Source organism: Bacillus sp. EB V-12 (assembly GCF_056158125.1).
This window is the reverse complement of sequence record NZ_JBUXJL010000001.1, coordinates 820626-834635: the sequence shown is the minus strand read 5'-3', so window position 1 is coordinate 834635 and position 14010 is coordinate 820626. Positions and strand designations below refer to the sequence as shown.

Here is a 14010-nt window from a genome sequence, read left to right as displayed (position 1 = left end):
CTATTTTTACACTTCTTGTAAAATGCTAAATAAACAGAAGAAAGCAGCCTACTCATGGCTGCTCAACCGTCTTGTTTTTTATATTATACCATAGCTTCTAAACAAAATCCTTCTTTTTGCTAAAAGGTTATTTTCTGACCGGGCTCAAACTCTAAATAGTGAAGTGGGTCCGTACTTAGCACACGTACAATAGAATAACATCCATGTTCCTCTTCAGAAACCATTAATTCCACACCATTTATATTTACAACTTTTTGACTTTCACATTGTGAATAATCGACCGGATACACAAGTTGCTCTGGCATAATTGTATATAAAATCATTGTAGCATTGTCCCTTCTGTACTATCTTCCGCACGAACATCTATTAATTCGTTTAATTTTCGAATAGCATTTCCAATACCGCCGACATCATCTATAAGACCGTACTTTACTGCATCTCCACCAATTACATTCGTCCCAATATCTCGCGTTAAATTTCCTTTCGCAAACATAAGCTCTTTAAAACGATCTTCTGTTACTTTCGAGTGCTTCGTCACAAAACGAATGACTCTTTCTTGCATCTTATCCAAATACTCAAATGTTTGTGGCACACCTATGACAAGACCTGTTAAACGAATTGGATGAATTGTCATCGTCGCAGTTTCCGCAATAAACGAATAGTCAGTAGAAACAGCAATCGGTACACCGATGGAATGTCCCCCACCTAAAACTAGAGATACTGTTGGTTTTGAAAGTGAAGCTACCATTTCAGAAATTGCTAGCCCAGCTTCAACGTCACCTCCAACTGTATTTAATATTAAAAGCAAACCTTCAATTTTCGGATTTTGTTCAATCGCAACAATTTGCGGAATGATATGCTCATATTTTGTTGTTTTATTTTGCGGTGGTAATTGAACATGACCTTCCACTTGTCCGATAATCGTTAAACAATGAATACGTGATTCATTCATCTGTGGTACATTTGTCTGTCCAAGCTGTTGAATTTTTTCAACTATTGAAGCCTCTTTTCCAGCTTCTTTTGGCTCAGCTTCTTTTTCTTCATTTGTATATCGATCACGTTCTGTCATTTCGCATCCCCTTTCACTCGTATATAACTATTATTTCTTAAGTTATAAATTTCATTCAATAGGGTTAAAAAGAAAAAAGATCACCCATAAGGGTGATCTTTTTATACTTCCATAATAATCGGTAAAATCATAGGTTTTCTCTTTGTCTCTTCGTACAAGAACTGTCCTAATAATTCACGAATATTTTGTTTTAACATTGACCATTCAATTGAATATTCTTTAATTGACTGCTCAACAATCATACGTACAATCTCTGTAGATCGTTCAATTAACGCTTCTGATTCACGAACATATACGAAACCACGTGAAATGATTTCTGGGCCAGAGATAATTTTCTTTTCATCTTTACCAAGCGTTACAACAACTACTAGTATTCCATCTTGAGATAACATCTTTCTATCTCGAAGAACGATATTACCAACGTCACCTACACCTAATCCATCAATTAAAACATTACCAGCTTGTACTTTACCGACTAAGTTTGCTTCATCGTCACCAAAAGCAATTACATCGCCTTTTTCTACGATAAAGATATTTTCTCTTGTAATACCTACATCTTCAGCTAAATATGCATGTGCTTTTTGCATACGGAACTCACCATGTACGGGTACAAAGTACTTTGGTTTCATTAAATTTAACATTAATTTTAATTCTTCTTGGCTACCGTGACCTGACACGTGAACTTTTCGTTCGCCGTAATAAACAACTTCAGCTCCAGCTCTAAATAACAAATCAATAATTTTTGATACAGATATTTCATTACCCGGAATTGGCGAAGCAGCAATGATAACAGTATCACCTTTACGAATTGAAATTTGTTTATGTGCTTGTTTTGCCATTCTAGATAGAGCAGCCATCGGTTCACCTTGACTACCTGTCGTTAAAATAGCTACCTTTTTCTCTGGGAAGTTGTCTACTTCTTGTAATGAAATAACCATACCTTCTGGAACATTTAAATAACCAAGACGTCTTGCAATGTCTACTACTTTCACCATACTACGTCCTACTACCGCTACTTTTCGCCCTGTTTCAGCAGCTGCATCAAATACTTGTTGAATACGATGTACATTCGATGCAAATGAAGCAACGATAATACGACCTTCTGCACCGTAGAACACTTTAGAGATTTCTACACCAACTTCTTTTTCTGAACCTGTATAGCCTGGGCGCTCTGCGTTTGTACTATCAGATAATAAGCAAAGTACGCCTTCATTTCCGATTTGCGCCATTTTCCCAAGGTCTGCTCCACTATTTCCAATTGGAGTTTGATCGAATTTAAAGTCTCCCGTATATACGACTGCACCTTTTGATGTATGGAAACAAACGCCAACAGAATCCGGAATACTATGTGTCGTTCCGAAGAATGACACCGTTGTAGTGTTAAATTCTACTGTTGAATTTGAATCGATTGTTTTTAGGTCTACACGGCCTAACATGCCCGCTTCACCAAGTTTTTCTTGTATAAGTCCTACTGTTAATTTCGTTGCATAGACTGGAATAGATAATTTACGAAGTACATACACAATTCCACCAATATGATCTTCATGACCGTGAGTAATAAATAAACCTTTTACTCGCTCTTGATTTTCCACTAAATATGTAATATCAGGAATAACGATATCAATTCCAAACATTTCATCTCCCGGGAACATTAACCCTGCATCTACGATAAAGATTTCAGAATCAATTTCAACACAGTACATGTTTTTCCCGATTTCACCTACTCCACCAAGAGCAAATACTTTAACAGACTCATTCTCTTTTCTCTTCATGTTGTTGCCTGGTTTAAAAATCTTGCAAACACTGATTTCACTAAAATTGCAGAGACACCAGGGGAAACTCTACAACCACCATATTTTCACCGTCCAAGACGAATGTCCTTACCGTTATGCGATATCATGTCCTTGTTTATTTTTTAAACCAGGTTTCACCTCTCTTTCATTATATAAATCAAATATCTTATTCGATATGATATGAAAATTTAATTAAATTATAATTTTTCCCAATTTTGCTAAGCATACCCGTACTAAGCTACTTAGCCATATTATACCTGATACAAGAAATAGAACACAAGTTAAATCGTGCGAAAGAAAGAGTAAAAGAACGGAATGACAACAAAAGTATCGAACGTATTTCCTTTATATTTACTCCGATTTTATACTCCATATTATTTTTAAGAACTAGCCATACATACGCTAAATTCATTTCATAATAGGAAGTTTCAAGATTTATTTTTCTAGAATCCAACAAAAACACTTACAAAATGGAGTTTTTTTATGAATTACGTCACATTTGAGGGGATTTCTCTAAAAACAGACACCGTAGTTTATTACGTTTATGCCATAATATCTATCATTTTTTGACTCAGTTAAAGGGGTACGATTATTTTCTTATACACATAATGAAGAAGCGATTAATATTCTTATAAGAACACATATAAGTGAGAAAAAGAGGAAAAGATTTGCATATAATAAAAAATGACCTAGTTCTACACTAGGTCATTTTTTATTAACGAGGGATAGATTGCATTACAGATTGTAACGTTACTCTTTCTTCTTCTGTTAATGGAAGAAGTGGTAAACGTACAGAACCTACATCTAATCCAACCATTTGTAACGCTGTTTTTACTGGAGTTGGACTTGGCGCCATAAATAATGAATCAGTTACTCTTACAAGTAATTGATGTAATTTTTGTGCCTTCTTAAATTCTCCTGCTTGAAATGCTGTAATCATTTCTTGCATTTCGTTTCCGATAACATGAGAGGCTACCGAAACGATACCTTTCGCTCCAACTGCCATAGCTGGTAACGTTAAACCGTCATCACCGCTGTATACCGCAAAGTCGTCCGCTGTTTTTTCAATGATTTCTGTCATTGTTAACACATCGCCGCCGGCATCTTTAATAGCAACAATGTTTTCTATTTCTGATAAACGAACAACTGTATCAACGGAGATTTGTACAATAGATCGTCCTGGAACGTTATATAGCATAACCGGAAGCGGCGTGCTTTCAGCAATTGCTTTAAAATGCTGATACATTCCTTCTTGACTCGGTTTGTTATAATACGGTGCTACTAGCATTACTGCATCCACACCAACTTCTGTTGCCTTTTTAGTTAAGTCAATAGAAGCATGCGTATTATTGCTACCTGTTCCAGCGATTACGGGCACTCTTTTATCGACAACAGATACGATATGGCGATATAACGCTACTTTCTCTTCTGAAGTTAATGTAGGAGATTCTCCTGTCGTTCCTCCTACCACGATTGCTGTTGTACCGTTATCAATTAAATAATTTACCAATTTCGTTGTCTTTGCAAAATCGATATTCCCGTTTATATCAAACGGTGTTACCATCGCGGTTGCAATTGTCCCAAAATCTATCATGGTCTCACTCCTTATTGTTCCAGTTGCTTTTCTTTTGAAAGCTCAAACGCACTATGTAATGCATTTACAGCCTCCACTAAATCAGTTTCTTTTACAAGAACCCAAATTGTTGTATGACTATCTGCCGATTGCAGGATTTGAATACCTTTTTCCGCTAAAGCTGTAACGATTTTCGCAGTAACCCCTGGGTATCCTGCCATTCCAGCCCCAACGATAGATACTTTCGCACAATGTTCTGTCACAATTGGCTCATATCCAAGGTTCTGTAATAATTTAACTGCATGACTTGATACATTATCACTCACCGTATATGCTACGCCAGTAGGTGAAATATTAATTAAATCAACACTTATTCCTTCGTTCGCCATCTCTTTAAACACATGTTGTTGCAAATCATATGCCGTTTCTTTTGCAAGCACTTTAATTTGCGTTACGTTTGATACGTGGGCAATGCCTGTAACAGGACGTTCTTCTACATCACGACCTCTTGTAGCACCGTCATATGCTGAAATAAGCGTACCTTCACTATCAGAATACGTAGAACGTACACGAAGTGGCACTTTTGCATGCATCGCAATTTCAACTGCACGTGGATGAACGACTTTCGCACCTTGATAAGCCATGTTACAAATTTCGTTATACGTTACAGTTTGAAGATGACGTGCATCTTTTACAATACGAGGATCCGCAGTCATAACACCTTCTACATCAGTGAATATATCGATGTATTCAGCATGAAGTGCAACACCTAATGCTGAAGCTGAAGTATCACTACCTCCGCGTCCAAGTGTTGTCGTATCACCTTTTTTCGTTTGTCCCTGGAATCCTGTAACGACGATTACATCTACATTTTCTAACTCTTCATGTATACGATCGCAATTCATTTCAATAATCTTTGCATTCGTAAAGTCATCATTCGTTACAAAACCAGCTTGTGCACCATTTAATGCTGCTGCTTTTATACCGTTCTCATTCAACATATTAGAGAAAACAATTGCAGAGATTAACTCTCCACACGATAATAATAAATCTTGCTCACGCTTAGAAATAGTAGATTCTTCTTGATTTACAAGACTTAATAACGTATCCGTTGCATATGGTTCACCTTTACGGCCCATAGCAGATACGACAGTAACTACTTTATAACCAGCAGCTAATGATTTTTTTATATGATGAAGCGCATGCTTACGTCCATTGTCATCACGTACTGATGTGCCACCAAATTTTTGAACAATTATTTTCATATTTTGCACCTTCTCTTAGCCGTTTACACTAATTGTAATTTTACTAAGCGCTCTGCAATTTGAACAGAATTCCATGCAGCGCCTTTTAATAAGTTATCAGATACGACCCAAAGATGGAATCCTTTATCGTTATTTAAATCTTTACGGATTCTTCCAACGAATACTTCGTTTTTACCTACTGCAGTAGCTGGCATTGGATATAACTGCTCTTCTGGATTATCTTGTAGAACAATACCTTCCGCATTTGCAAGTAAGCTCTTTAATTCTGCTACTGTTACGCCTTCTTTTTCTACTTCGATGTAAACAGACTCAGAGTGTCCTGATACAACTGGTAAACGTACACATGTTGCCGCTACTTCTAATTCAGGCATATGCATAATTTTTTTCGTTTCGTTAATCATTTTCATTTCTTCAAACGTAAATCCATTATCTTGGAATTTATCAATCTGTGGAATCGCATTAAAAGCAATTGGGAAATGCTGCTTATCACCTGATACAGGAAGAACATTTGCCTTAACTTCTTCGCCATTTAAGATTGCTTGTGATTGTTCATGCAGTTCTTCAATAGCTGCCGCACCAGCACCTGATACAGCTTGATATGTGGAAACGATTACTCGTTTTAAACCATATTGCTGACGAACTGGCTCAAGAGCTACTACCATTTGAATTGTAGAACAGTTTGGATTTGCAATAATACCATTATGTTCTTTTAAGTCGTTTTCATTTACTTCAGGTACAACAAGTGGCACGTTTTCTGTCATACGGAATGCACTTGTATTATCAACAACAATCGCACCGCGTTTTGCTGCTTCTGGCGCTAATTGTTTCGATACAGATCCACCAGCACTAAATAGTGCAATATCTACTCCTTCAAAGCTTTCAGGAGTTGCCTCTTGAACTGTAAATTCTTCACCTTTAAATACAAGTTTCTTACCTGCAGATCGTTTAGATGAAAGTAACGTTAATTTCCCGATTGGAAATTCTCGTTTCTCTAAAGTATTTAACATTTGTTCACCAACTGCGCCGGTTGCTCCAACTACAGCGACATGAAAAGTTTTTTGCTTTTCCATCACTATGCCCCTTTCTAGATACCAATCCTTCTATAACTTAGAATCAGAAGGAGTATACAATACCCCTTCTAATCTTAATAACGTTAATTTTATCATATTCTACAGTAAGAATGATGGTTTCATCAAAAATTGTCCGTTTTTTTTCGTTTTTTAATTCATATATCTGAATTTTTCTACGACCACCGGTTGCAATTGCTTTCCTTGCAGCGCTTCTAATACTGTATCTTCCAGTAACTCCATACGAGCTACCATTGAGTTCGGTTTTTTCTCTGGCGCATCTTGACCGAACGGAACGAAGTAGATGTTTTTTGTTGCCATTAGGCGCATGAGATTTACCCCATTTAACCCTAAAGCATCATTCGTCGAAACTGCCAATACGACAGGCTTGCCATTTCTTAGCGTCGCTTTTGCTGCCATTAGTACTGGAGAATCTGTCATTGCATTTGCAAATTTACTCATAGAATTTCCTGTTAAAGGAGCGATTACCATGCAGTCTAATGGAATTTTAGGTCCAAGTGGCTCTGCTCCAACAATTGAATTAATTGCTTTAAAACCTGTTATTTCTTCAATCTTCTTAATCCACTCTGCTCCTTCTCCAAATCTAGTATTTGTTGATTGAACAGTGTATGAAACAACAGGACGTACTTCTGCTCCTTCAGCAATTAATTTTTCTAAGTGCGGCATAACTTCCTCATACGTACAATGTGAACCTGTAAATCCGAAACCAATTCGTTTCCCCTTCAAACTCATTTCTTTTCCTCCTCCTTTGCGATTGCATCTGCTGCTAATAACTGAGAAAGAACATTTGCTAAGATTTGCCCAGCCGTTTTTGGGGCAACAATACCTGGTAATCCAGGTGCTAGCAATGCTTTGACTCCTCTTTTTTCCGCATATCTAAAGTCGGTACCGCCTGGTTTAGAAGCTAAATCAATCACTAACGTATGAGCTGGCATTTTTGCAATAACATTCGCTGTTACAACGAGGTGCGGAATCGTATTAATTACAATATCGATATTTCCTACTTCTTTCTCTATGTCTTGCATATGAAAAGGAGAAAACATCATTTCTGTAATACGTGCAATATGTTCAGATCGTCTTGCTCCAACTTTGACATGGGCTCCTAATGATTGAAATGCTCTCGCAACACTCATTCCTGTTCTACCAAATCCTAGAACCATTACATTGGACCCATGAATTGTATAGTCGGTATGTTGAATTACCATCATTAATGTACCTTCTACCGTTGGAATAGAATTGTATATTGCTACATCATCACGATCAAATAATTTAACAAGTTTTCGGTTCGTAGTAGATACGAGATTTTCCAAGTAAGGTGTACCAATACCTGAATATATAGTAAAGTGTTCTGGTGTATTTTCAATTTGTTCTTTCGTTATTGAAACTTTTTCATTTGAAAAAATAGTATCTACTTCTCCTTTGGCATTTGTACCGGCAACCGGCAAAATAATTGCGTCTACAGAAGTGAAATCTAAATTTTGTATACTTTCTTTTGCTGCCCCTGTGAAACCATGATCTAACTGATCAAAACCTATCAAAGAAAGTTTCGCATCCAATTCAACTAGCTTACGAATTACTTCTAGCTGTCTTGCATCTCCTCCTATGACAGCAATATGCATCTCAGTCAACATTCCCTAATTCACCTTCTTTTTCTGTCATTTATAAGAAAAGTGCCTACTTTTTCTTTTTCCTCCACATCATATGTAATGTACGAGTTTATGGTGATTGAAAATCCAAATACACATATGATTTATCAGGTTTCTATGTAGATACAAAAAAAGATGACCAAAATGGCCATCCTTCACTCCGAATTTGAACGATCTATACTATCACAAAGAAGCATATCGTGTCCGACTTTCTTTATTTGACTCCATGCCACCCTTACTTCTTGTGGTTCCTTTTTAAAACCTCCCCACTTCCCTACAGGTATTATAAGTGTTTGTATTTGCCCGTCTTTCTCATTAATCTCTAAATCCATATAACCTAAGACTCCCATTTTTTCCGCTTTTTCTATATCTACAACCTCTTTACCACTTAATTCACTTAATCGCATACACACTCCACTCCCCTAATGAATTTTTCATTTGCATTGTCTATAATTAGTACCTATTCTATATGTATAAAAAAAATAACCTTCTCTCATTTAAAAAGAGAGAAGGTTATTTTTTATACATCGTAAAAATTGATTATAGTTTTATTCCTTTTGGAAGTTTTCCGTCTGGACTAATAAGTGCCGCAGAGAACTCGTCAGTAAACATATTACGAATTAATCCGTCCACATTTTCTTTTGTTACAGTGTTTACACTTTCAATAATCTCATCAAGTGAACGATGTTTACGAAGAAGCAATTCATTTTTACCGTTACGGCTCATACGGCTATTTGTACTTTCTAAACTTAACATTAAATTTCCTTTTAATTGCTCTTTACTATTCATAAGCTCTTTTTCTGTAATACCTGTATTTTTCAATGTCTCTAATGTTTCTTGCATTGTTTCATACAATGTATCTAATTGTTGGCTACCTGTTCCACCGTAAAGTGTTAACATGCCTGTATCTTCATAAGAAGAGTGGTAAGAAAATACTGAGTAAGCTAATCCACGTTGCTCACGTACTTCTTGGAATAAACGGCTACTCATGCTACCGCCTAAAACATTATTTAATACAATTAAGTTATAAATATCTTCGTGTCCCATTTGTAAGCCTTTATATCCTAGACATAAATGAGCTTGTTCCGTTTCTTTTTTACGGGCTACCTTATTGAAATGGAAAATTGGGCTATGTACTTGTTCACGGTTTGTTGTTCCTTCATAACTACCGAAATATTGCTCCACTGTTTGTAAAAATGCTTCATCAATATTTCCTGCGATTGATACAACTACATTTTCAGGTGTATAATGATCTTTTATATATTGACGTAACGTATCACCTGTAAACGTATTAAGCGTTTCTTCTGTTCCTAAAATAGGATATCCAAGTGGATGCGTTTCATATGTTGCTTTCGTTAACATATCATGCACAATATCATCTGGAGCATCTTCGTACATTTTAATTTCTTCACATACGACATTCTTCTCTTTTTTCAGTTCTTCCTCATCAAATGTTGAATTAAAGAACATATCTGCTAAAACATCTAAAGCATATTTAGCATGCTCATCTAATACTTTTGCATAGTAACATGTATATTCTTTTGAAGTAAATGCATTCACTTGACCACCAATGCTATCAAATGATTCTGCAATCTCTCGTGCACTACGTGTTTCTGTCCCTTTAAAGAACATATGCTCTAAAAAGTGAGAAATCCCATTATTTTTTTCATTTTCATTTCTTGATCCCGCATGGATCCAAATACCAATTGCAACCGATCTTACAGTTGGTATATTCTCCATAACTATTCTTACACCATTTTTACAAGTATATTTTTTAATCAAAAACTTTCCTCCTACTGCCAGTTTCTCTAAATAAAACGCTATTATTTAATGATAACAAGTTTAAGGATGAATGTCATGCAAATGTATTTAATCCACACGTTTTTCATCCAGTAATTCAGTTATATTCCCCACTTTATATCCTTGTTCCTTCAATTTTGTAATCATTATATCTAAAGCCTCTGCTGTAGACGAAGTAGGATGCATTAATATGATAGCACCTGGATGTATTTTTCTCATTACTCTCTGCAATAGTACATCCGGCTCAGGTCGCTTCCAATCAATCGTATCTACAGTCCACATAATCGTTCCCATTTGAAAATCATCTGCAATCTTTACGACTTCATCTCGAAAACTTCCACTCGGCGGGGCAAACCATCTTACTTTTTGATTCGTTACTACTTCTATCATTCGATTTGTTTTTTGTAACTGCTCTCGTATTTCATCAGACGATAACGTTTTCATATTTGGATGTGTGTATGAGTGATTTCCAACTTCTTGTTTTGCATCGACAATCATTTTTGCAAATCGCAAATTTTCTTTCACCCAACGTCCTTCTAAAAAGAAAGTGGCCTTCACATCATGCTTTTTCAATATCTCTAATATGCGAGGCAAATACTCATTTCCCCATGCCACATTTATTGTTAATCCTACCATCTTTTTATTTGGATGCCCTCTATAAATTGGAGCTGGTGATAAATCTTCTAAATGAACACTCGGTGAGACTTCTTTGAATTCAAGATATTTTTGATCAAATTCCTTTAGCTTCTTCATATTATTATACGATGCTTCAATATCCACTTGTCTTCCATTATATCCAGGTGTTGCCTTCCATATTTTATCAATCATCGCATTTTGAGGTGCAATCTCATACTGTTTTGCATGCTTTTGAATTTCTTCATGCAAGTTATCTTGCGCAAAAACAGAATAAGAGCCTAAACTGACATATAAAGAAAATATACATATGTATGCCAATATACGAACTTTCATATAAACCCTCCCAAATTAACTATATAAAAACATTTTCTTCTTATCTTTGTTAATTTGAGCGTTATAATGAAAACTATACCTATACCGACATAAAAATATATTGAACATCATGTTTTTTACATAACAAAAAAAGCCAGTTAAACTGGCTTTTACTTATTGCTGCTCTTGTTTGTTTTCTTCTTTAGCAGCTTCTTTTTCTTGCTCTTCTTTTAGCAATACTTTTCTAGATAGATTTACGCGACCTTGCTTGTCAATCTCGATAACTTTAACCGTAATTACGTCACCGATTTTTACAACGTCTTCTACTTTACCTACACGCTCAAGTGCAAGTTCAGAAATGTGAACTAATCCATCTTTACCGCTGAATAATTCAACGAAAGCACCGAATTTCTCAACACGTTTCACTTTTCCTTCGTAGATTTCACCTACTTGTACTTCGCGAACGATATCTTCGATAATTTTCTTAGCTTTGTCGTTCATTTCTTGGTTTATTGAAGAAATAAATACTGTGCCATCTTGCTCGATGTCAATTTTAACGCCAGTTTCTTCAATAATTTTATTGATTTGTTTACCGCTCGGTCCGATAACGTCACGGATTTTATCTGGATTAATTGTCATTGTAATAATCTTTGGAGCGTACGCTGATAATTCAGTGCGTGGCTCTGGAATAACAGATAACATATGATTTAGAATGTGCACACGACCAACTTTCGCTTGTTGTAATGCCTCTTCTAAAATTTCACGAGATAGACCATCGATTTTAATGTCCATTTGTAGTGCAGTTACACCTTGTGCTGTACCTGCTACTTTAAAGTCCATATCACCTAAATGATCTTCCATACCTTGAATATCAGATAAAATTGTGTAATGCTCACCAGTTTTAACTAGACCCATTGCAATACCTGCAACTGGAGCTTTAAGTGGAACACCAGCATCCATCATTGCTAAAGTACTACCACAAATACTTGCTTGTGAAGTAGAACCATTTGATTCTAAAACTTCAGATACAAGACGTACTGTGTATGGGAAATCTTTTTCAGATGGAATTACAGGCTCAAGTGCGCGTTCTCCTAGTGCACCGTGACCGATTTCACGACGACCTGGTCCACGCATTGGTCTTGTTTCACCAACACTAAATGATGGGAAATTGTAATGGTGCATAAAGCGTTTTGATTCTTCTACACCAAGACCATCTAAAATTTGCACATCGCCTAATGCACCTAATGTACAAATACTTAATGCTTGTGTTTGTCCACGAGTGAACAAACCAGAACCGTGTGTACGAGATAAAATACCAACCTCTGATGCTAATGGACGGATTTCGTCACCTTTACGGCCATCTGGACGGATTTTTTCAACTGTAATAAGACGACGTACTTCTTCTTTTACAATTTTATATAAAATCTCATTTACTTGTCCTAATGTATCAGCGTCAGCTTCCTGCGCTTCGTAATGCTCAATAACACGCTTTTTCACTTCGTTAATTGCATCTTCACGTGCATGTTTCTCATGTACTTGAATTGCTGAATGCATATCTTCTTCAGCCATTTCACGTACAGCTTGGTTAAGATCAGCGTCAACTTCATAAAGTTTCACTTCTGATTTCTCTTTACCTACAGCTTGTACAATCTCTTCTTGGAATGCAATTAGACGTTTAATTTCGTCATGACCAAACATAATTGCTTCTAACATTGTTTCTTCAGGTACTTGATCTGCTCCTGCTTCAACCATGTTAATCGCATCTTTCGTACCAGCTACAACTAAGTGGATATCACTTTGTTCTTGCTGTTCTACTGTTGGGTTAATAACGAATTCGCCATTAATACGGCCAACTGTCGCACCAGCGATTGGACCTTCAAATGGAATATCTGAAATCGATAACGCTAATGAAGAACCAAGCATAGCTGCCATTTCAGAAGAACAATCTTGATCAACACTCATTACAATGCTGACAACTTGTACTTCGTTACGGAAGCCATCTGCGAATAGCGGACGAATTGGACGGTCGATTAAACGACTTGCCAAAATTGCTTTTTCACTTGGACGACCTTCACGCTTAATAAAACCGCCAGGAATTTTTCCGACTGCATATAAACGCTCTTCATAGTTTACTGTAAGTGGGAAGAAATCTACATTTTTTGCTTCTTTTGATGCAGTTGCTGTAGATAGAACCGCTGTATCGCCATATCTTACTAATACTGCTCCGTTCGCTTGTTTTGCAAGCTGACCAGTTTCAACTGTTAGCTGGCGACCAGCTAAATCTATCGAGAAGACTTGCTTTTCTTGACTCATTTAAGTACCCCTCTCAATTTAAAGTATTCAATTCTTCTATGTAAATGGATAGTATATCACAATATTCTACCTCTAGTATTGCCTAAAATTAAGTAAGCTATAAAGCGTAGAAGATATATTTTTACCTAACAAAAAAGCGGGAATATTCCCGCTTCTTTGACTATCGACGTAAGCCAAGCTTTGTGATTAATTCACGGTAACGTGTGATATCGCTATTACGAAGGTAAGTTAGTAAGTTACGACGTTTACCAACCATCTTTAATAGACCACGACGTGAATGATGATCTTTCTTGTGAGTACGTAAGTGCTCGTTTAGAGTGTTAATTTGCTCCGTTAGGACAGCAATTTGAACCTCTGGAGAACCAGTATCAGTCTCATGAGTTCTAAATTGTGCAATGATTTCATTTTTACGTTCTTGTGTTAAAGCCATCCTATTTCACCTCCTATTAATTAAACCCCCAATTACCTAGCAAGCGTCGGTGAGTCGCAATGCCAAGCAATGGTTGTCATAAAGT

At 36.4% G+C, this 14010-nt stretch carries 13 protein-coding genes; all 13 read right to left on the bottom strand.

Features of this window, described 5'->3' with window-relative positions:
• Positions 1–119 precede the first annotated feature (119 nt).
• The 13 genes from ACZDYH_RS04435 to rpsO all read right to left on the bottom strand — a co-directional run bounded on the left by ACZDYH_RS04435 (position 120) and on the right by rpsO (position 13925).
• Positions 120–323, bottom strand: a complete 204-nt coding sequence (locus tag ACZDYH_RS04435) for a YlzJ-like family protein (protein ID WP_000605036.1) — start codon at positions 321–323, stop codon at positions 120–122.
• The gene (gene tepA, locus ACZDYH_RS04430; RefSeq protein ID WP_000139806.1) at positions 320–1069 is read right to left on the bottom strand and encodes a translocation-enhancing protein TepA; all 750 of its coding nucleotides are present in this window, start codon (positions 1067–1069) and stop codon (positions 320–322) included. Before tepA ends, ACZDYH_RS04435 begins: the two co-directional genes overlap by 4 nt.
• 101 nt (positions 1070–1170) lie before the next feature.
• On the bottom strand, positions 1171–2841 hold the full coding sequence (locus tag ACZDYH_RS04425; protein ID WP_000823097.1) for a ribonuclease J: 1671 nt from the start codon (positions 2839–2841) through the stop codon (positions 1171–1173).
• A 736-nt stretch (positions 2842–3577) separates the two neighbouring features.
• Entirely contained in the window at positions 3578–4456 is an 879-nt protein-coding gene (gene dapA, locus ACZDYH_RS04420; RefSeq protein ID WP_102955952.1) for a 4-hydroxy-tetrahydrodipicolinate synthase, read from the bottom strand.
• 11 nt (positions 4457–4467) lie between these two features.
• A complete protein-coding gene (gene dapG / locus ACZDYH_RS04415) occupies positions 4468–5700 on the bottom strand; it encodes an aspartate kinase (RefSeq protein ID WP_000692451.1) in 1233 nt (410 codons plus the stop codon).
• A gap of 23 nt (positions 5701–5723) precedes the next feature.
• Complete coding sequence (asd, locus tag ACZDYH_RS04410; protein ID WP_474885764.1) at positions 5724–6770, bottom strand: aspartate-semialdehyde dehydrogenase; 1047 nt, start codon at positions 6768–6770, stop codon at positions 5724–5726.
• Positions 6771–6920: 150 nt separating this feature from the next.
• A complete protein-coding gene (gene dpaB / locus ACZDYH_RS04405) occupies positions 6921–7520 on the bottom strand; it encodes a dipicolinate synthase subunit B (RefSeq protein WP_000053596.1) in 600 nt (199 codons plus the stop codon).
• Complete coding sequence (gene dpaA, locus ACZDYH_RS04400) at positions 7517–8419, bottom strand: dipicolinic acid synthetase subunit A (RefSeq protein ID WP_000954735.1); 903 nt, start codon at positions 8417–8419, stop codon at positions 7517–7519. The genes dpaB and dpaA overlap by 4 nt, the downstream gene beginning before the upstream one ends.
• 170 nt (positions 8420–8589) lie before the next feature.
• Positions 8590–8841: a YlmC/YmxH family sporulation protein gene (locus ACZDYH_RS04395; protein ID WP_001239759.1), complete on the bottom strand. Its 252-nt coding sequence runs from the start codon at positions 8839–8841 to the stop codon at positions 8590–8592.
• Between the two features lie 133 nt (positions 8842–8974).
• The gene (locus ACZDYH_RS04390; protein ID WP_000592996.1) at positions 8975–10216 is read right to left on the bottom strand and encodes a M16 family metallopeptidase; all 1242 of its coding nucleotides are present in this window, start codon (positions 10214–10216) and stop codon (positions 8975–8977) included.
• An 87-nt stretch (positions 10217–10303) separates the two neighbouring features.
• A complete protein-coding gene (locus ACZDYH_RS04385) occupies positions 10304–11203 on the bottom strand; it encodes a polysaccharide deacetylase family protein (RefSeq protein ID WP_000868224.1) in 900 nt (299 codons plus the stop codon).
• A gap of 153 nt (positions 11204–11356) precedes the next feature.
• A complete protein-coding gene (pnp, locus tag ACZDYH_RS04380; protein WP_000076737.1) occupies positions 11357–13495 on the bottom strand; it encodes a polyribonucleotide nucleotidyltransferase in 2139 nt (712 codons plus the stop codon).
• Between the two features lie 160 nt (positions 13496–13655).
• Positions 13656–13925 carry a 30S ribosomal protein S15 gene (rpsO, locus tag ACZDYH_RS04375; protein WP_001229392.1) on the bottom strand — a complete coding sequence of 90 codons (270 nt, stop codon included), beginning with the start codon at positions 13923–13925 and terminating at the stop codon, positions 13656–13658.
• Positions 13926–14010: the final 85 nt, after the last annotated feature.